Source organism: Elusimicrobiota bacterium (assembly GCA_026388095.1).
Lineage (GTDB): Bacteria > Elusimicrobiota > Elusimicrobia > UBA1565 > UBA9628 > UBA9628.
Genome location: JAPLKL010000031.1, coordinates 1 through 18343, shown reverse-complemented (window position 1 = coordinate 18343; position 18343 = coordinate 1). Strand labels below are relative to the sequence as shown.

At 65.0% G+C, this 18343-nt stretch carries 21 protein-coding genes; 14 read left to right on the top strand and 7 right to left on the bottom strand.

Annotation, left to right across the window (positions count from 1 at the left end; all coding sequences use genetic code 11):
• The first annotated feature begins 1 nt into the window (after nt 1).
• The 6 genes from NTY77_07580 to NTY77_07555 all read left to right on the top strand — a co-directional run bounded on the left by NTY77_07580 (nt 2) and on the right by NTY77_07555 (nt 3034).
• The gene (locus NTY77_07580) at nt 2-205 is read left to right on the top strand and encodes a CopG family transcriptional regulator (protein ID MCX5795335.1); all 204 of its coding nucleotides are present in this window, start codon (nt 2-4) and stop codon (nt 203-205) included.
• A 188-nt stretch (nt 206-393) separates the two neighbouring features.
• A complete protein-coding gene (locus tag NTY77_07575) occupies nt 394-1197 on the top strand; it encodes a methyltransferase domain-containing protein (GenBank protein ID MCX5795334.1) in 804 nt (267 codons plus the stop codon).
• Nucleotides 1198-1237: 40 nt separating this feature from the next.
• Nucleotides 1238-1711 carry a carbohydrate-binding protein gene (locus tag NTY77_07570; protein ID MCX5795333.1) on the top strand — a complete coding sequence of 158 codons (474 nt, stop codon included), beginning with the start codon at nt 1238-1240 and terminating at the stop codon, nt 1709-1711.
• 59 nt (nt 1712-1770) lie between these two features.
• Entirely contained in the window at nt 1771-2163 is a 393-nt protein-coding gene (locus NTY77_07565) for a hypothetical protein (protein MCX5795332.1), read from the top strand.
• Between the two features lie 206 nt (nt 2164-2369).
• On the top strand, nt 2370-2726 hold the full coding sequence (locus NTY77_07560; GenBank protein MCX5795331.1) for a type II toxin-antitoxin system RelE/ParE family toxin: 357 nt from the start codon (nt 2370-2372) through the stop codon (nt 2724-2726).
• Between the two features lie 2 nt (nt 2727-2728).
• A complete protein-coding gene (locus NTY77_07555) occupies nt 2729-3034 on the top strand; it encodes a helix-turn-helix transcriptional regulator (GenBank protein ID MCX5795330.1) in 306 nt (101 codons plus the stop codon).
• A 23-nt stretch (nt 3035-3057) separates the two neighbouring features.
• Here NTY77_07555 and NTY77_07550 read toward each other — a convergent pair whose 3' ends face one another.
• On the bottom strand, nt 3058-4005 hold the full coding sequence (locus NTY77_07550; GenBank protein ID MCX5795329.1) for a metallophosphoesterase: 948 nt from the start codon (nt 4003-4005) through the stop codon (nt 3058-3060).
• Nucleotides 4006-4069: 64 nt separating this feature from the next.
• Between NTY77_07550 and NTY77_07545 the strand changes: the two genes are divergently transcribed.
• Nucleotides 4070-4435 carry a hypothetical protein gene (locus NTY77_07545; GenBank protein ID MCX5795328.1) on the top strand — a complete coding sequence of 122 codons (366 nt, stop codon included), beginning with the start codon at nt 4070-4072 and terminating at the stop codon, nt 4433-4435.
• 2 nt (nt 4436-4437) lie between these two features.
• Nucleotides 4438-5922: an oligosaccharide flippase family protein gene (locus NTY77_07540; protein ID MCX5795327.1), complete on the top strand. Its 1485-nt coding sequence runs from the start codon at nt 4438-4440 to the stop codon at nt 5920-5922.
• A gap of 1 nt (nt 5923) precedes the next feature.
• Here the strand turns inward: NTY77_07540 and NTY77_07535 are convergent, their stop codons facing one another.
• The 6 genes from NTY77_07535 to NTY77_07510 form a co-directional block, all read right to left on the bottom strand.
• Nucleotides 5924-7717 carry a PEP-utilizing enzyme gene (locus NTY77_07535; GenBank protein MCX5795326.1) on the bottom strand — a complete coding sequence of 598 codons (1794 nt, stop codon included), beginning with the start codon at nt 7715-7717 and terminating at the stop codon, nt 5924-5926.
• Nucleotides 7714-10341, bottom strand: a complete 2628-nt coding sequence (locus NTY77_07530; GenBank protein ID MCX5795325.1) for a hypothetical protein — start codon at nt 10339-10341, stop codon at nt 7714-7716. The genes NTY77_07535 and NTY77_07530 overlap by 4 nt, the downstream gene beginning before the upstream one ends.
• 99 nt (nt 10342-10440) lie before the next feature.
• Nucleotides 10441-11709 (bottom strand): NupC/NupG family nucleoside CNT transporter, encoded by a 1269-nt coding sequence (locus NTY77_07525; protein ID MCX5795324.1) that lies wholly within the window; start codon nt 11707-11709, stop codon nt 10441-10443.
• Nucleotides 11710-11721: 12 nt separating this feature from the next.
• Nucleotides 11722-13344: a hypothetical protein gene (locus tag NTY77_07520; GenBank protein ID MCX5795323.1), complete on the bottom strand. Its 1623-nt coding sequence runs from the start codon at nt 13342-13344 to the stop codon at nt 11722-11724.
• 77 nt (nt 13345-13421) lie between these two features.
• Complete coding sequence (locus tag NTY77_07515) at nt 13422-13793, bottom strand: hypothetical protein (GenBank protein ID MCX5795322.1); 372 nt, start codon at nt 13791-13793, stop codon at nt 13422-13424.
• Nucleotides 13793-14041 carry a hypothetical protein gene (locus NTY77_07510; GenBank protein ID MCX5795321.1) on the bottom strand — a complete coding sequence of 83 codons (249 nt, stop codon included), beginning with the start codon at nt 14039-14041 and terminating at the stop codon, nt 13793-13795. The genes NTY77_07515 and NTY77_07510 overlap by 1 nt, the downstream gene beginning before the upstream one ends.
• 364 nt (nt 14042-14405) lie before the next feature.
• Here NTY77_07510 and NTY77_07505 point away from each other — a divergent pair, with 364 nt between their 5' ends.
• From NTY77_07505 to NTY77_07480, 6 genes are all read left to right on the top strand, one after another.
• A complete protein-coding gene (locus NTY77_07505) occupies nt 14406-14855 on the top strand; it encodes a hypothetical protein (GenBank protein MCX5795320.1) in 450 nt (149 codons plus the stop codon).
• A 10-nt stretch (nt 14856-14865) separates the two neighbouring features.
• Nucleotides 14866-16023 (top strand): HEAT repeat domain-containing protein, encoded by a 1158-nt coding sequence (locus tag NTY77_07500; GenBank protein MCX5795319.1) that lies wholly within the window; start codon nt 14866-14868, stop codon nt 16021-16023.
• 12 nt (nt 16024-16035) lie between these two features.
• A complete protein-coding gene (locus NTY77_07495) occupies nt 16036-16812 on the top strand; it encodes a hypothetical protein (protein ID MCX5795318.1) in 777 nt (258 codons plus the stop codon).
• 11 nt (nt 16813-16823) lie between these two features.
• A complete protein-coding gene (locus NTY77_07490; protein MCX5795317.1) occupies nt 16824-17216 on the top strand; it encodes a glyoxalase in 393 nt (130 codons plus the stop codon).
• Nucleotides 17217-17433: 217 nt separating this feature from the next.
• Nucleotides 17434-17856, top strand: coding sequence for a hypothetical protein (locus tag NTY77_07485; protein MCX5795316.1), 423 nt, complete (start codon nt 17434-17436; stop codon nt 17854-17856).
• Nucleotides 17846-18187 (top strand): hypothetical protein, encoded by a 342-nt coding sequence (locus NTY77_07480; protein MCX5795315.1) that lies wholly within the window; start codon nt 17846-17848, stop codon nt 18185-18187. The genes NTY77_07485 and NTY77_07480 overlap by 11 nt, the downstream gene beginning before the upstream one ends.
• Nucleotides 18188-18343 lie beyond the last annotated feature (156 nt).

Here is an 18343-nt window from a genome sequence, read left to right as displayed (position 1 = left end):
TTTGGGAAAGATCAACGTCGTGAGGGATTTCTTGCCCCCGCCAGAAGAATTGGCCTTCAAGCAAGAAAATATCAAGGTGACCATGACGTTGAGCAAATCCAGCGTCGATTTCTTCAAGAAGGTTGCACACAAGTATCATGCTCCCTATCAGAAAATGATTCGGAGCTTGATCGACGCGTACGCCGCTCGTCATGCGTCGCCCTAACATTCGCATGAGTCGGCCTCTTAAGAGGCCGACTTGCGGGGCCCCCGGCGACTCAGCGTTTCGTTGAAGCTGTAGAATAATACCCTTATGCCGACAGATTCTTGACTATGATCGAATAAAGGTTCATTCTGACGCAGCGATCAATGGCGCAGGAGATTCTTCTACAGCTTCGTTAGCCGCACAAATATATGCCCAAACGCATCTCCGCGACAAACTGGTGGAGGAACGCGTTCGAAAGAGGCGTCTATCCGCTCGCGGGCCTGGTCGCAAGTCCCCAATGGAAGAGCAGGACGGAGCAGGAGGTCAGTTTCGTCCTACACTCACTTCCGATACGTGCCCGAGGGGATGTGCTAGATGTGGGCTGCGGCGTTGGAAGGCATGTGATCCCGTTGGCGAAGAAAGGCCTTATGGTGACGGGGGTGGACGTCTCTCCCATATACCTGAGGGAAGCCAGGACTGCGGCTCGCCGCCAGGGTGTGAAAGCAAGATTCCTGAAGCAGGACATGCGGCGAATGGGTTTCGACCGGGAATTCGACGCCGCGCTGAGCTTGTTCACCAGCTTTGGTTACTTCGCAAGAGTGTCCGACGACGCACGGGTGTTGAAAAACATCTTCAACGCGCTTCGGCCTGGCGGGCGATTCATGATCGACGTCGTAAACGGCGGCCGTCTAAGACGGTTATTCGAGATCGCCGAAGCCAACGGCATGGCGATGAACTCATGGTCTCGTTTGGGCGATGGGACTTATCTGTTGGAACGGCCGACATGGGACAAGAGTCGCGATAGGTTGATAAGGCACTGGACGCTGGTCAAGAAAAGCTGCCATAGACAGATGGTGTCGTTCGACCGGATATTCACCAGACGTCGGCTGGAAAATATGATCAGGGCCGCCGGATTTCGGATCGCTCGGACGTTTGGCGATATGATGGGGAGGCCATACCAGCGAAGCTCGTCACCACGGATCGTAATCGTAGCCAGCAGGCCGCGCGTCTGAGCGGCCGCGGACCGCGTATCACGCGACAGGAGGCATACCCATGCGCAAGCGGATCATCGCCCAAGTCCAGAAAGCCACCACACCGCCCAGCCAGGACTGGCTGAATATCGAGGACCTCGCCGAGGTGGAAATCACCTCCGAGGACGCCGCTCATCCGATCGAGTCCGCCCTCCTGCCCAGCCGGGACACAGGGTGGCGCGCCGCAGGGCCCGGGAAGCAGACCATCCGCCTTCTCTTCGCCTCTCCGCAACTCGTCCGGCGCATCTGGCTCAGCTTCGTCGAGACCAGCTTTGAGCGCACGCAAGAGTACGTCCTGCGCTGGTCCCCGGATGGCGGCAAGACCTTCCGGGAGATCGTGCGGCAGCAGTGGAACTTCAGCCCCACAGGCGCCACCTGCCAGACCGAAGACCACCGCGTCGAGCTTGCGGCGGTCACCGTGCTCGAGCTGAGCATCATCCCCAACGTCAGCGGAGGAGATACGGTCGCTTCTTTGGCGCAGTTGCGGCTGGCATGACCCGCCATGAAGGCTTGGCTAAAGTCACAGGAATCGCCTATGCGGCTGCCCTCCTGCTCATGAGCGGCTGTGAGACGGACCCCAAAGCTCCCCGCCAGCTCGCCAAACCAGACGCCGCTGCCCGGGAAGCATCTCGCTGCGTCGTGAGGGAAGGACTCGTCGTGTCCATCGACGGCATCCCCATCAACTATCCGGACAGCGAAAAATTGAATTGGACGAAAGCGGATGACGCCGACCCCGCGGATCCGCGACTAGTCCCGCTCGGCGCGGCGCACGCCAATCCCCCGACGACCGCTCACACATTGCGCGTGGACCGTTTCACGACCATCGGGACATACGCCCTGCTCTGCGGCCGCTTCGAGCCGCCGTTCCCGGACGGCTCATTCAACTGGGTCGTGGACAAGTCCGCCATGGAGTACGTCGGCCATTTCCTGGACAAAGAATCCAGGTGAATGCGCGTGACCGATTGCTGACCAGCCCAGCGCCTCGCTAAGACCGCTTCCTCAGACCAAGAACTCGGGCAGCCCTTCCAGAACCATTTCCAAGCCTCATCTGGCCTTTCATCACGGAACTTTTTCGACCCGACATCGTATATTAAGTAGGCGTGTCGGCTTCTGACCGACCATTGACAACACAGCCTATACGCTGTAAACTATTAATGGCTTTCAAGCTCGAATTCTATAGGAACCCCGCAGGGGTTCAACCGGCCCTGGAATACATCCGAGGCCAACCCAAGGGCCATCGGGCCAAGATTGGACGAGCCCTGAAGTACCTGGAAGACATGGGACATATGGCGAGACGGCCGCAAGTCGAATACCTGGGGCACGACATCCACGAGCTCCGGGCCGCCAAAGAGCACCTGCAGCACAGACTGCTCTACTTTTTCCACGGCCGCTCCATCATCGTCGTCACCAGCGGACTCCTGAAGAACCAAGGCAGGGTCCCGCAGGAGGAAATCGAGCGAGCCCGCGGGTATCGCGCGGACTGGCTCGAACGATTCGGAGGTCATGCATGAAAATGAAAAGACAAAAGGGAAGAGGCACGACTCTCCGGCAGTATCTGCGCGGTGAGATGAAGGACCCCGAATTCCGGCGCCTCTACCAAGAAGCCGACATCGAACTCCGCGTCGCGCTGGAGATCACCAAGGCTCGCGAGGCCCACAAAATGAGCCAACGCGAACTAGCCGAGGCCCTCAAGACCAAACAGCAGACCGTCTCCCGCATCGAGCGCGGCGCCCAGAACGTCACCATCGCCACCCTGGAAAAGATCGCCAAAGCGCTGGGCCTGGGCCTCCAGATCCGCTTCGTCCCAGCCGGCGCCTAGGCCGCAGCCCCACAGAAGGGCCCTCAGCCTCCGCCCTTGACCAGCCGCTTGGCGTGGTGGACCACCCGCGCCGGCCAGGAGACCGGCACCGGCGGCAGCAGCACCGTCCCCGCCGGCACGGCGAAGGAATGCCCCTCCAGCGGATGCACCCGCTCCCGGATGCCGCCGGGGTCCACGGAGACCGTCAGGTAGTGATGGAAACGGTCCGGCGCGCCCGAGGGGAACAGCGCCGAGCCCCCGCCCCCGGTCAGCACGTAGCGCACCCCCAGGTAGTCCTGCACGCCGAAGGCGTGCACGTGGCCCACGTAGACGCGGTCCACGCCCTTGGCCGCCACCAGCTCCGTGAACTCCCGAGCCCCCCAGGAGAAGCCCCCGTGGGCGTGCGCGATGGAGCCGCCCCACAGCCCCAGCTGCACCGGCCCCATGTGGGTGAAGATGATCTTGCGCAGGCGCGTCTCCAGCACGTGCTTGAGCCAGCGCAGCTGGGCCGGGCGCAGGCGGTGGTAGCTCGTGTCCAGCACCACGAAGCGCGCCGCGCCGAAGTCGAAGGAGTAGTTGCAGGCCCCGAAGAGATGCCGGTAGAGCGCGGAGTCGGACGGGCCGTTGGGCCGGGAGCGGTCGTGGTTGCCGATCACCGTCAGATAGGGCTTGCGCACCCCGAGCCGGCCCAGCTCCTCCAGGAAACGGCCGTAATAGCGCGGAGATCCCCGGCCCACCATGTCGCCCAGCTGCACGCAGAAGGCCGCGGGCCCCTCCTGGATGGCCCGCAGCTGCCGGGCGAAGACCCGGGGCCGGTTGAAGACCAGGCGCAGCAGCCCGAAGCGGCAGGGCTCCACATCGCCCAGGATGGCGAACTCGTAGGCCCGGGACTCCAAGTGGGGCTTCAAGCGCTCGAGCTGGAGGCGGGTGCGCCACGGCTCGGCCAAAGACTCGAGCCGCGACGGCGCGCGCTGGCCGGACCCCGGGGTCATGCTCCTATGATAGGAATTTGAGACCCTGGACCAAAAGGTATACAATGGTCATTGAGAAAGGCCCATGTCCCCTCTGCGCGCCCTGAAGTCGTCGAAGCTCAAGACCCCCAAGCTCCCGCCCAAGGTCAAGGCCAAGGTGGCCCAAGGCATGGGCAAGCTGCGGCGCTTCGCCCTGCACACCGTCCAGGAGGGCTACATCGCCCGGATGCAGAAGCTGCGCCAGGGCGTCTGCGCGCGCTGCGGGCTCTGCTGCAAGCTGGTCTTCGAATGCCCCTTCCTGCAGAACCTGGCCGACGGCAGCAGCCGCTGCCGCATCCACGGCCGCAAGCCCGACAACTGCACCTTCTTCCCCATCGACGAGCGCGACCTGCAGGACCGCGACTCCTTGGGCGCGCCGGTTCCCTGCGGCTTCACCTTCCGCAAGGCTTAGTGATGCTCGGCGAGCTCAAGCGCCTGGGCCGCGAGACCATGGTCTACGGCCTCTCCACCGTGGTCGGCCGCCTGCTCAACTTCCTCCTGCTGCCGCTCTACACCCACTGCCTCTCACCGGCCGACTACGGCGTGGTGGCCACGGTCTTCACCTACATCGGCCTGTGCAACGTGCTCTACAGCCACGGCATGGACTTCGCCTTCATGCGCTTCTCCCGCAATACGGCCGGGACCGGGGGGGACACGGGCGATTTCTCCACGCCCTTCTGGTCTTTGCTCACCACCTCCTTGCTCTTCTCCGGGCTCATCCATCTCAGCGCCGGCCCCCTGGCGGCCCTGGCCTTGGTGCCGCCCGAGCTCGCCGACATCATCCGCTACTCCGCCTGGATCATGGCCTTGGACACCCTCTGCCTGGTGCCCTTCGCGGAACTGCGCCTGACGCACAAGCCCGCGGCCTACGCAGGCATCAAGGTCGTCAACATCGTCTTGAACATCACGCTCAACTACCTCTTCCTGGTGCGCATCCCCATGGGAGTGCGCGGGGTCTTCCTGGCCAGCCTCATCACCGCCTGCGCCACCTTCGCCATGGTGGCGCCCGTGCTCTGGCTGCGCCTGGAGCCGCGCTTCGACCGCGCGCTCTTCCCCCAGCTCCTGCGCTTCGCTTTGCCGCTGGTGCCCGCGGGCTTGGCCTCCATGATGGTGCAGGTCATCGACCGGCCCATCCTCCAGCGCCTCACCGACGACGCCACCGTCGGCATCTACCAGGCCAACTACCGCCTGGGCATCTTCATGATGATGGTGGTCAACATGTTCGACGCGGCCTGGCGCCCCTTCTTCATCCAGCGCGCCGCCGAGCCCGGGCACAAGGAGATCTTCGCGCGCGTCCTGACCTATTTCGTGGTCGGCGCCTCGTTCCTGTTCCTGGCCGTGACCTTCTTCATCCCGGATTTCGCGGCCCTGCCGCTGCTGCGCGGCAAGACCCTCATCCATCCCGCCTACTGGGCCGGCCTGAGCATCGTGCCGGTGGTGACCTTGGGCTATCTCTGCAACGGCATCTACGTCAACCTGCTCGCGCCGGTCACCTTGGCCAAACGCACCGACCTGGTCGCTTACGCCACCGGGACCGGGGCGGCCGTGAACGTCGTCTGCAACCTGCTCATGATCCCGCGCTGGGGCCTCATGGGCGCCGCCCTGGCCACCTTGTTCGCCTACAGCGCCATGGCCGTCGCGCTCTTCCTCATGGGACGGCGCGTCTATCCCTTGGATTACGAGTACCGGCGGCTGGGGCACGTCGCGGCCTGCCTGGTCCTGAGCGTCTGCGCCTTCTGGACCTGGGGCAGGCCCATACAACCTTTCGAGCACGTGCTGCTGCGCCTGGCCCTGCTCACGGCGTTCCCGGCGCTGCTCCTGGCCACCGGCTTCTTCGACGCAGAGGAGCTCTCCGAGCTCAAGTCGGCTCTGGGAGGCATCCGGGCCGCGCGGAGGTGAATCAGCGCAGGCGCTGGATCGGCAGGGTCAGGTCCGAAGCGGGCGCGGCCACGGTGAAAGGGGCGGCGCGCGCGGGCTCCTCGCCCAAGCCCGGGATGCCCCGGGAACCCAACAGGTAGAGCCGGCCCGTAGCTCGGCAGAACTCGAGCTCCACGCCGCGGCCCTCGCCGTCATCCAAGGACCGCGCAGCCCGGGCCAGCACGGCCAAGTCCTCGGCCTGCAGCAGGCGGTCCGACGCGCCCGCCAGAGCCGGCCGGACCTCGCGGCCGCTCTTGCGGTCGAGCGTGTACTCCTGCGCAGCCTCGGGTCCCGGCTTGGCCGCCGAGACCACGATGCGCTCCCGGCGGCCGCTGGCCGGGTCCCGGCTGAACACCGTGCCGGACACCTCGGCCTGCACGGCGGCCGAGACGGTCACCGCCGAATCCGGCTCGGCGACGAGTCCTCCCTGTGCGGCGCGCTTGCGCTCGCCCAGGGGACCGGGATCGAAGCCCGCGGCCCAGGCTTCCACGACCTTGCCCAGCACCTCGGCGCGGGGCACCTGGGGGAAATCCTCATACGCCCCGGAGACCGAGTAGGTCTCGGCCTGAGGCAGACGGCCGAGCAGGTCCCGGCCCAGCTCGGAGCTCGCCGCGATGCGGCGGCCCAGGATGAGCTCCCGGATGCGGGCGGACTTGCGCCGCAGGCCCATGGATGCGTCGCCGGAGAGCTCCGCGACGCGCGCCTCCAGGCGGCCTTCGCCGAAGAACCGCCGGAAGAACTCGGGCCCGAGCACGGCGCGGGGAGGCACCGAAGCCCCGGCCGCGGCGGCCGTCGCGGCCAGGCCGTCGCCGGCGGGCCCGGCTTTCAGCTGGGCCCGTCGCTGCTCGGCCGCGCGGCCGAGCTCGGACCAAAGGGCCGCGCAGCCGCGCAGCTCGGCCTTCTGGCCGAGGAGCTCCGCCAATGACTTCAAGCCGTCCCAGCGCGGCTGGGCCCGGGCCAAGATTCGGTCCACGGCCAGCGCGGTGGCGGCCTCCCGGACCGAGGCCAGCTCGTCGCGCAAGGACCGCTCGGTCCCGGAGGCCGCCTCGCCCAGGACCCGCCGCTCCTCCTCGGTGAGGCGCTGCCTCTGCGCCGCAGGCAATGCCGCGGCCACGGCCCGGCTCACCTCCTTGAGGTCGTCGGCGCGAGCGCCGCCGTCTGCGACCCGCCCCGCCAACTGCGCCACGAGCAGCGCCCCCGCGCGCGGCTCGCTCTCCTGGCGCGCCTCCCACCAATGCAGGAGGGCCTGAGCGTCGCGCAGGCCGTCGTAGGCGCGCAGAGCCTCGGCCGAGGCCAAGTCGGCCTGCGCATCCTCCGGCGCGGACACGGCCACGGTGCCGCGGACAGGATCCACGGTCGCCACATCGCCCTCCTGGAGCCGGACCAGGACCGTGTCCTCGGCCACCTGGAAGGAGACTCCGCCCTCCCGCTGCGCGCGGCCCAGGACCGGGGCCTGGGCTTCCAGGACGCCGCCCACCCAGCGCGCCGACTCCGGAGCCACGGCCGGGATGCGGTGGCTGCGCGCGAAAGCGGCTCCCGGGCTCAGGACTCCGCCCGAGCCCAGGACCAAGGCCTCGGCCAGACGGGCCGCGGCCGCGTCGGAGTCGTTGAACCCGGGCAGGACCAGGATGGCGCCGCCCTCCTTGGCCCGGCTGGGGTCGTAGGTGAGGCGCGCCGTCACGGTCCGGCCCGCGCCGAGGCTCAGGACCGCGCCCGGCAAGGAGGGATAGGCCCAAGCCGGCGAGACCCCCAGAGCCAGAGCCGCGGCCAGGATCATTCGCCGCGCAAGAGCACGCCGAGTTCCGCAGGCGCCAGCACGCGGGGCTTCTCGCCGGGACCGCTGACTTCGGCCCGGGCCGCGGTGAAGAGACCGGACTCCGGATCCTTGAGGAGGGTGACCGTCAAGACCCGCCCATCGTCGAGGACGAGGCGTCCGCTCTGCGCCCAAGAGCCGTCCACCCGGCCGATGGTGACCAAGCGCAGGGCCTCGGGCGCGGCGCTCTGCAGGGCCTGTGCCACGGCCGCGGCTTTCTGACCCTTGAGGTCCGAGATCAGCTTGCGCACCGCCGCAGCGTTCTCGCCGCGCGTCGCGCCGGAGACCGCGGGACCGGGCTCGCGCCCCGTCTGCAGAGCGTTGACGGCCTGGGACAAGGTCGCGGCCAAAGCCGCGCCGCCCGCGTCGGAGACCTGCGCGCTCAAGGATGCGGAGAGGGCCTGGCCGCGGGTCTCGACCGCCAGTCCCAGGCCGTTGAGCAGCTGAGCGGCCGCGGCCACGCCGGCCGGGTTCTCATAGAGGATGCGGACGGCGCCGCCCTCGGCCGCCGACGCGAGCACGGCCAGGACCTTGCCGCGGCCCCGCTCCCCGTCCCAGCGTCCGAGCAGGACCCGGTCCATCACCACGAAGGAGCCTTGCGGCACAGCACCCGCGTCGATGAACAAGCGCGCGGCGGCGCGCAGGCCGGCGCCGGTGAGGCGGCCCCCGGCCGCGGGGGCAAGGCTGCCCAGATCGGTCAGGGCCCAAGCCGCGCCGCCCTGGCGCGAGAGCGAGAGGTTGGCCTTCACCTGCCCGGTGACGGCCAAGACGCGCTCCTGGCTGCTCTCCTGGAGGCGGGCGAGCCACTGCCTGAGGCTGCCGCCCTCGGGATCGGAGATGAGCCGGGTCATGGCCGGCGTGAGCCGCGACCTGGGCCCCAAGCCCTCCTCCCGGGCCGACTGCTCCAGGCGGCTGGAGATGTTGCGCACCACGCCGGAACCAGCATCCTCGCCCGTGATGACGGCGGCGTTGGAAGCCATGGCCGACGCCAAGCCGAGGATGACGCGCGCCGTCTGCAGGTCCAGCGGGGCCTGGCGGGACAGCAGGCCCCGGGCCAAGGCGTGCTCGGCCTGCAGGGCGTTGATCGCTTCCAGGGACCGCCGCCAGTCCGGCAGGGCCTCCTGGGAGCGGGCCACCTGCAGGTGGGCTCCGGACAACGACACGGTGTCGCTGCGGGCCGGCTGGGCCAGCGCGGCGGACGGCGTCACGGAGAAGCCTTGGCCGATGGCCGTGGCCGGCGCGCGGCCCGCCAGGCGCAGGACGAAGTCCCGGACCGCGTGCCAGAGCCGCGCCAGGAAGGCCTTGAAGCCATAGGAAGCCGCGGCATAGGCGCTGCCCACGGTGGAACGGCCGGCGCCGCGATGCGCCTGGTAGACGAGATTGAAGCCGTTGGCCAAGGACGGCCGGGCCTGGAAGGCCATGAAGGCCTGCGCGGGCAGCGGCGTGGGGGCCAGCGCGTCCTTGAGCGCCAAGGACTCGGCCAGCTCCGCCGGGACCGCGGCCACCGAGGCCGTGGGCAGCACAGCGTTGAAAGAGAGCGCGCCTACGCGGGCGAACCAGATGCGGGGCGCGGAGAAGCCGCGGCCCTCGGCCGCGGCCTTGGTCCCCTCGTCAAGGACCCGCGCCACGTCGGATTCGAGCCGCTCGCGGTTGGCGATCAAAGGCCGGCCGGGCTGGCCCAGGAGCTTCTCCCATTTATTCAGGGAAGCGAAGGCCTTCTTGACCTCGGTCACCGCGCCGCCGGCCGCGGACTGGTAGGCCTGGTTGGACAGCTCCGGCAGAGCGGTGGCGGCCTTGCGGGCCGCGTAATCGAGCACCGCAAGCTTGACCTCTCCCGCGACCTGGGTCGGGAATGAATCCTCCGCGGTCTTGATGGCGGAGATGTAGAGGTCGGGGGCGTTGCGGGGCGCGGACGTGTTGGCCAGGGCCACCGTCTTCTTGATCTTGTCCGCGATGGGGGCTTGGGAGCCGGCGATGCCGACGAGCCCCTGCCCCTGGGCCGGGGCGGCGTGCGACGCGTCGAAGATGCGGTCGAGGGCCTGGTGCACGGCGCTCTCGCCCATGCCCGCGGCCTCGGCGGAGGCGCCCTGCCGGATGGCCTGGACCCCGGTCTCCAAGGTCTTGCCCGCGGCGGGGGCGGCCTGGTCGGAGGCGGTGAAGCCTCCCGGCAGGGCCGCGGGTGAGACCGCGTTCTCCACGCCCTTCTGGGGCGCGGGGGCATTGGTCTTGGTGACGGGAGTCTGGGTCAGGCCCTGCTGCGGCGTGGTCGTCTCGGGGGTATTGCCCGAGGGAGTCACGATGGAGCCCGGCACGATGGGGGCCGCGGTCACCGGCTTGTTGGTCTGGACCGTCGGAGTCGGCGTCATGCTGCCGGGCGCGCCGAGCGTTCCGGTCATGGGCAGCTGCTGGGTCGTGATGCCGCCCGAGCCCAGGCCGGAGTTGTTGTTGGTGGTGGGGTTGCCGCCGGTCAGGCCCGTGTTGGGATTGGTGGTGCCGGCCTTCTGGGCCTCGACGCCGACGGGCCCGGCCCAGAGCGGCTGGGCGGACAGGCAGAGAATGAGCAGGAAGCGGCCGGCAGCCGTTTTCATGATTGGTACCTCGAGGATATTATACACCTATTATAGAGGGAGCCCCCTCGGGCCGCCATGGGCCAAAAGGCCGCCCCGGCGCTAGGCCCAAAGACCGGGTTACGGGATCAGGACACCGACGATGCAGGCGGTGGTGAAGCACGCCAGCGAGCCGCCGATCAAAGCCTTCATGCCCAGGCGGGCGACATCCTTCTTCCGCGCCGGCGCCATGGGACCGAGGCCGCCGATCTGGATGGCGATGGAGAGGAAGTTGGAGAAGCCGCAGAGCGCCTGGATGCCGATGGCCCAGGCCCGGTGCGAGAGGGCCGCGGTGCCGCCGTGCGCGGTCGCGTAATCGTTCAGGTTCATGTAGGCCACGAACTCGTTGAAGAAGGTCTTCTCGCCGATGAGCCGGCCGATGACCGGGCACTCGCTGCCGGGCACGCCCATGATCCAGGCCAGGGGGGAGAAGACCCAGCCCAGGAGCTGCTCGAAGCCGATCTCGGGATGGCCGAAAAGCCCGCAGGCATGGTGCAATCCCCAGTTGGCCATGGCCAGCAGCGCCATGAAGGCCACCAGCATGGCGGCCACGTTGAGCGCGAGCTGCATGCCCAAGGAGGCGCCGCCGGAAGCCGCGTCGATCACGTTGACGTGCTCCTCGTGGTATTCGATGTTGAGCTTGCCCATGGTCTTGGGCTCAGCCGTCTCCGGGATCATGAGCTTGGAGATGAGGAAGGTCGCGGGAGTCGCCATGACGCACGCGGCCAAGAGGTGCCCGGCCGCGTCCGGGAAATTGGCCGCCAGCATGCCGCCGTAGATCACGATGAGCCCGCCCGAGATGTGGGCCATGCCCGAGACCATGATGGTCAAGAGCTCGGATTCGGTCATATGCCCTATGTAGTGCTTGACCAAGAGCGGCGCCTCGGTCTGGCCCATGAATATGCTGGCCGAGGCGCTCAGGCTCTCCGCTCCGGAGACCCGGCAGGTCCAGGCCATGAGCTTGGCGAAGCACAGGACCACGAACTGCATCACGCCCAGGTAGTAGAGGATCGACATCAAGGTCGAGACGAACACGATGGTGGGCAGGACCTGGAAGCCGAAGAACATGCCCAAGGAGCCGGGCTGGCCGGGGCCTATGGCCAGGTTGCCGAAGACGAACTTGGCGCCGTCGGTCTGGAAGTCCAGGAGCTTGTTGACGACCTTGCCCACGTGCGCGAAGAACCACAGTCCGGGCCCGGTCTTGAGGATGAGCAAGGCGAAGACGAACTGCAGGGCCACGCTCCAGAAGATGGTGCGCGAGCTCACGTCCTTGCGATGCTTGCAGAAGAGCCAGGCCAGCCCCATCATCACGATGGTCCCGGCCGCGCTGGTGAGTTGGTAGCGGTTCATGATGGCTCCTTGTTATTCCAGGCCGTGGGCGATCTTCTCGGGGACCGGTTCCCGGCTCTCCTTGGTGAATGAGAGCCCGAAGAGCATGAGCGCCAGGACCACGTAGGCCATGGTGAACTGGTAGGGCACCTGCTTGGCCAGGCCGGTCAGGTTCCAGGGCAGGTACATGTTGCCGTCCGGCGAGGCGGAGTGGATGATGCCGACGAAGCTCAGGGCTGCGAGCACGAAGAGATAGACGGCCGAGGTCTTGAGCTTGCGGTCTATGAGCTTGGCCATGAAAGCGCCCCAGAGCATGGCGGTGAGGATGAAGCCGTTGCCCAAGGCCACGGTGACCAGGAGCTCCGGCAGGGATTTGCCCGGCGCGGCCATCATCTTGTTGAAGTTCTCCATGGGCACGAAGTCGGGGGTGGAGAGCTTGATCTGCAGGAGCCTGGCCACGGTGGGGAAGTAGGCGAAGGCCACGGCCGGCGCGTGCGCGACCGGGCAGGCGTGGAAGGCTTGGCACATGATGTCCAAGGCCACGAAGATGAGGATGGGCGCCAGCACCGCGCGCGGGATGAGCTCGACGATGTAGCCGATGTAGCCGAAGACCCCGCCCAAGCCGATGAAGACGCCGGTGAGCAAAGTGTAGCCGGCGCGGGAGCCCATCTGCTTGTACGCGGGCTGGCCGATGTAGGGCGTGGACTGGGCCACGCCGCCGCACACGCCCGCGACCAAGGTGGCGATGGCCTCGGTCAGGAGGATCTGCCGGGTGTTGAAGTCATCGCCCGCGCAGCGCGCGCTCTCGGTGACGTTGATCCCGCCGACCACGGTCAGGATGGCGAAGGGGATGGCGATGGGCAGGTACTTGAGGGCTTCCATGAAGCCGTGGGTGAAGCCCAAGGTGGGGATCGGGAAGCCCAGGTGGAGAGTCCCGGTGGGGGGGGCATAGGTGCCGCCGACGAGGCCCATGGGCGCGAAGATGTAGTAGACGGCGGTGCCGATGGCGACGGCGGCCAGGACTCCGGGGAAGTTGTGGGGGAGCTTGATGCCGGCCACGAGGTTGTAGAGGATGAGGCCCAAAGCGATCATGCCGACCAAGGGCATGCTGAAGATGTCCATGAGCGGGATGAGGCCGATCAGGGCCAGGCCGATGCCGGCCAGCGAGCCCAGAAGCCCCGCCTGCGGCACGATCTTCTGCACCCAGCCGCCGATGAAGGAGAAGATGACCTTGACGATGCCGATGAGGACCATGGTGGCCATGCCCACGTACCAGGTCATCATCGCGGCCTCTTCCACGGGCATGCCCTTGCCCTTCATGGCCAAAAAGCACGGCCCGAGCACGGTCAGGGCGATGCCGATGGTCGACGGGGTGTCGAGGCCCAGCGGCATGGCCGTGACCGTGGGGTTGTTGGTGCGCTTGGCCAGGCGGAAGGCCATCCAGGTGTAGACGAGGTCGCCGAAGAGCACGCCGAAGGCGGTGCCGGGGAACATCCTCTTGTAGACGATGTCGGCCGGGAAGCCGAAGGCGAAGATGAGGATGCCGGCGAGGAAGGAGAGGACTGTCATGTTGTCGAACATGAGGCCGAAGAAGCCGTTGATGTCGCCCACGGCGAACCATTGGTATTTCCGGGGCTGAGCAGAGGGGGTGGCCATTGGAGAGACTCCTTCCTAGGGAATCAAGTCTGGGAGATTCTACATTATTGACCGAGGGATTTTTCGAGGCCGAGCGTTCAGGCCTGGCGCGGGACGGCGGAGATGGTCAGCAGGCCCTGGGCTGGCGCCATTTCCATCCGGCAGGAATACAAAAGGGCCAATCCCAGCAAGGCGATATCTCCCTGGGTGGAGTCCACTTCGATCTGCTCCTTTCTGTCGAGCCACTGGATTTCCGTCAGATAGGTAGCTCCATAAGCCACCTTCCCATCCGCAGTCTGATATTTTGTGTCGGCCAAGTAAGTCAGGTTCAAGGAGTCGATCAGCGTCTGCGGCAACATGAGATAGCCGTCATAACCGGTGTCCACTAGGACGTTCATGGGACGGCACAACAGCTCGATGGCGACGAAGGGGACCCGGCCCTCGAACTGGCCGCTGAGTTGCGCGGGCATCAGCCGCGGCAGCCGACGAAGCGGGTGGCCAGATGTCCCACGCGGAGGCACACCAACTTGCGGCCGGGATGCTTTTGGGAACCTTGCAGGCAGGCTTCTCGGACCGAACTGCCTATGAAGTATTCTTCCGTATCCGGGTCGATGGCGATGTACTGGCCGGCGTAACGCAGGCCCAGTTCGGACCGGAGTTTCGATTCGTAGATGGCTTCGGCCTTCTTCACGCGTTGAGCGCGTTCATTCTGTCCCATCGTCTTAGAGTATACCATACGCTCCTTCCTAAGCAGCGGGGATGCCGGACCGGTCCCGGCTTGGACCGCCACCCCCTATACATATACGAGCGACCCCCCGGTTTAGTTCCATCGCGGACGGCCGATCCACTTTACTGGCCGTGAGGATTTCGCGGCTGACGCCGCCTCCATGCAGGGAGGACTTGCGCGAAGCCCGAGCTCTTCAAGTGGTATTCGAGCGCGCCGCCGCCCGCCTCCTCAAGGAGCCGGAAGAGCAGGAACCGGTCCGGGTGACCGCCGAAATTTTATAGAATCCGCATTGCTGCATGCCTGGCGAACAGGCTATGCAGCTTCCGTGAGATCAGAACCATACGACGAGGTCAATATGGACCGCATCAATATGCATCTTATACTTCCGTTGGTCCTTTCATGCGGGCTCACGCAGATTTGCGCTGCAGCCCCTATCCGCTCCGAAGACCGGATCGTCGGTGAGGCGGCGACGGCGATCGATGATTGCTACCACTGGGCGGGAGAAGTCGGGGACCAAAGCGAGGAGCGCAACAAGGAGATTTCCAAAGGCATCGCGCGTGATTGCCCGAACGCCGAACAAAAAGCACAAAAGGCATACAAGCTCTATCCAAAGAACGCGCTGCTCGCCAGCAAGATCCTTGAGCTGATGGATATCGGCCATTTCAAGGCGAGCGATGGCGAGAAAACGACGATTTGCGATGTTGCCAGTTCCTGGTTCGGGACCGCTTTTCAACAGGCCAAACGAGAGGATGACCTTTTTCGAGGAGCATGCCCCGATCAAGCGCGGAAGCTGTATGGGAAATGAGGTGGGATGAATGGCTAGCTGCGGGCTCTTGTTCTCGGCGGTCCTGACAGGCGTCAGCTTCATCTGTTCGCCAAGCGCCTATGGCGCCGATGCGCAGCCTTCCCTCAAGACGCTCATCGAGAATCTCCGGAACGCCTCGGCCCCCGAGGATCGCCGCACCGCCGCGGAAGTGCTCGGCGATTTCAGACCGACGACCGAGGATGACATCGCCGAGATACGAAGGGTCTGGGGGAATAAAGCCTGGGATGAGGATGTGTTCACCCTTGTCTCCGGGGTCGTCCAGAGGATAGACAAACCCGAATTGGCGGAAGGGCTCATCCCTTTGCTCCGGGAAGACAGAACAGCCATTGAAAAGATCTGTCAGCGAGAAGATGCCGGCACAGATAATCGGGAAGGCTTCTGCAGGTATGCTTTCGTCCGGTCCGTCATCCAGACTCTTGAGGGACTGAAGGTCAAGAAGGCCGTCCCGATCCTGCGAGAATACCTGGAAATCACGGAGCTTCAGTACTACGTCGCTCAGGCCTTGGCGGCGATAGGCGAAAGCCGGGCGGGCGAAGAGACCCGCAAGACGGTCGACCAAAGCGCATCGGTGGACCTGGCCGGCCTCGGGATGGCAGAGATACTCAAGATAGTCCGAGATTTGCAGGATGAACACAAGAAGGACAAATGGCACAAGCTAGGGGAACAACTCATGTACGTGCAGAACCCTGAGGCTAAACCGGAGTTAAGGAAGCTGTTTTCCCACGAAAACGCCTTTGTGCGGTTCAAAGCGGCGGCGGCTTTCACTCGGTCGAGCGACGATCGTGATTCTTCCGCCATCTTGGAAATGGCCAAGAATTCAGACGAGGATGTGCGCTATGTCGCTGTTAGAGCCATGGAGAAAGGCCACGCCGAACAATATCCGGATGTGCTCATCGGTTTGCTGATCAATGACCCGCATTACGTCGTCAGACTGGCCGCGGCGGACGCTCTTGGCCGCAAGAAACATTTCTTTGCGGTGCCCTCTCTGCAGACGGCTCTGAGCGATAGAGAATTGAGAGTCCGAGATCGGGCATTTCTCGCGTTGGCTATCCTGACCGGCAGGAAGTACGACTACCAAGGGAAAGTGGACTCGATGGAAAAAGAGGCCGATGCTATTCTGAAAAGGAGGAATCCGGATTCCCATTAAGGCCGCCATCAGATGCTGCCACTCATCCTAGGCTGGCTGATCGGCGCATCCACGTCGCCGGCTTTCTGCGCGACCGCCGAACAGACTCCAGCTTTCCGGCCCCGGACAGGGACCTTCCAGCTCTTGGAATCCAGCGCTGCCCACAAGGATCCAGTCGTGTTCGTTTGGGAGACCAGCGACCATCCTGACTGGTTCAAGCCGTATCAAGGGGCGGACGCGGCGTATCAGGATTTCGCGAAGTGGGTCCGCGCGCAGGTCGATCCTGAGCCCCGGGCTCTCCTGAGCCGAAACAGGGATATTGCGAAGAAAAAGGGGTGGTCCACGAGGAGATACGATCTCATCCTAAGCGGGCGATTGGGGAGCATCCGGCCGATCAATCGTCTTGAGGCCGAGATCCTCTTGCTCCAACTCGACCGGTTCGGAAAGCCTTATGAAGGGGAGATCCTCGCTTTTGTGCTCCGCAAAGCAGGCAGGCTGCGCATCTATGGCTACGCCACCGCGACGCAAACGATGAAGCCCGGTGTCCTTAGGCGCAGACTCGAAGGCGACATCGCCGACCATTGGCGATTCTACGCCAATCTCCATAACCACCCCTTCCTGTTCTCGGATAAGAACGCCACGAGCGGAGAACTGTTCCCCAGCGGAGACACGACGGACGGCGATGTCCAGTATTATCTGGCCGACGCCGAGAACTTAGCCTTGCAGCGGGCGTGGATCACCAATGGTTTCGATACCATCGAGATCGCGGCCAAAGAATTTCCCACTCTTGAGGCCATCCCTGACCGATAGCCAGGAGGAACATGAAGGCCCATCTGATTCTCTACGTGTCGGACCAGAAGGCCAGCTCGCAGTTCTACGCGCGAGTGCTCGCCTTGCAGCCGCAGCTCGACGTCCCGGGCATGACGGAGTTCCGCTTAGGCGAAGGCGCGGTCCTCGGCCTGATGCCTGCCGCTGGGATCAAGCGCTTGCTCGGCGACAGACTGCCTGATCCCGACAAGGCCGCGGGCATCCCAAGAGCCGAGCTGTATCTGGTCGTCGAGCATCCCGGCACTTATCATCGCAGGGCGCTGGACCACGGCGCCAAAGAACTCAGCGCGCTCTCCTTGCGGGATTGGGGACACGAAGCGGCATACAGCCTGGATCCGGACGGCCATGTGCTGGCATTCGCTCGAGCCGGAAAACTGAACGCCTAAGAAGCGCTCCTCCGCGGAAGGAGCCTTAGAAGCCCTGTTCCAGGTGCAAGCCGCAGTCGCCTCCCGACGACTGAGGGAACAAAAGCGGGGGCTGAATCGTATAGATATCATGGGGCCAGGAGGCCTTCCCGCGGACCAAGCCGCCCAGGAGCCGTCTGCCGGTTGCGCGCCCCTTGACGGCTGTTCACATATCTGTTAACCTTAGGAGGACGGCAGGATGCCTTCCGGCCCGGAATACGATCATGTCCTGATCCACCCTGGCCGATATTTCACGGCCGAGTGGTATTACGAGGCAGATGGCAGTTCGCCAGCGCTCGACTATTACAACGCCTTGCCAGAGTTGGACCAGGACCGATTCGACGACATGATCCGGTACCTATGCGAGACGAGACCAGGGACCTTGCTGCCGAGGACCTTCTACCGGATCGAAGACCACGCCCACAAGATCTACGCGTTGAAGCCGCGGGACGAGAGATTCTTCAATTTCATGACGGTGAACGCCAAGATCATCATCACCAATGCCTATCACAAACACTCGCAGCAGATGACCAAGGCGGATATGGGATTCCTGAGAACCGCCGTCCATTACCAGCAGGACTATTTGCGGCGTGTGAAGGAGGGGACATATTATGAAGACTAACAGAAAGGCCAAAGGCCTCTTGGACAGGAAGATGGAGGACCCCGCCTATCGCAAACGCCATGAGGAAAGCTACGAGCTGTTCCGGCTGGAGGTCCAGTTCCTCAACGCCCTCGAAAGGAAGCATTGGACCTATGCCGACCTCGCCAAGGTCATGCACACTCAAAAAAGCGGGATCTCCCGCGACCTGAGGGGCGGCGGCCTCCAGTCCGCATCAATCGCCCGCGTGGCCAAGATGGCCGAAGCCCTGGGATTGAGATTCTTCTCGTTCTGCGTTGCCGAAGAGAAAGCCGAGCAAGTCCTTCCAGTCATAACCAGGCTCGTAGCCGCATAGAGGCTTGGTCTTAATGTTAGACTAGAGCATGCCCTACGACACGCCCAGGCCGGCCCAGGCCTTCGGCGTCCCCGTGCCCTACAAAGCCTCGCTGGAAGATCTGCGCGCGCGCCTCGACCTGCCCGGCCCCCCGGCCTGGGCCGCCTGCCTGGCGCT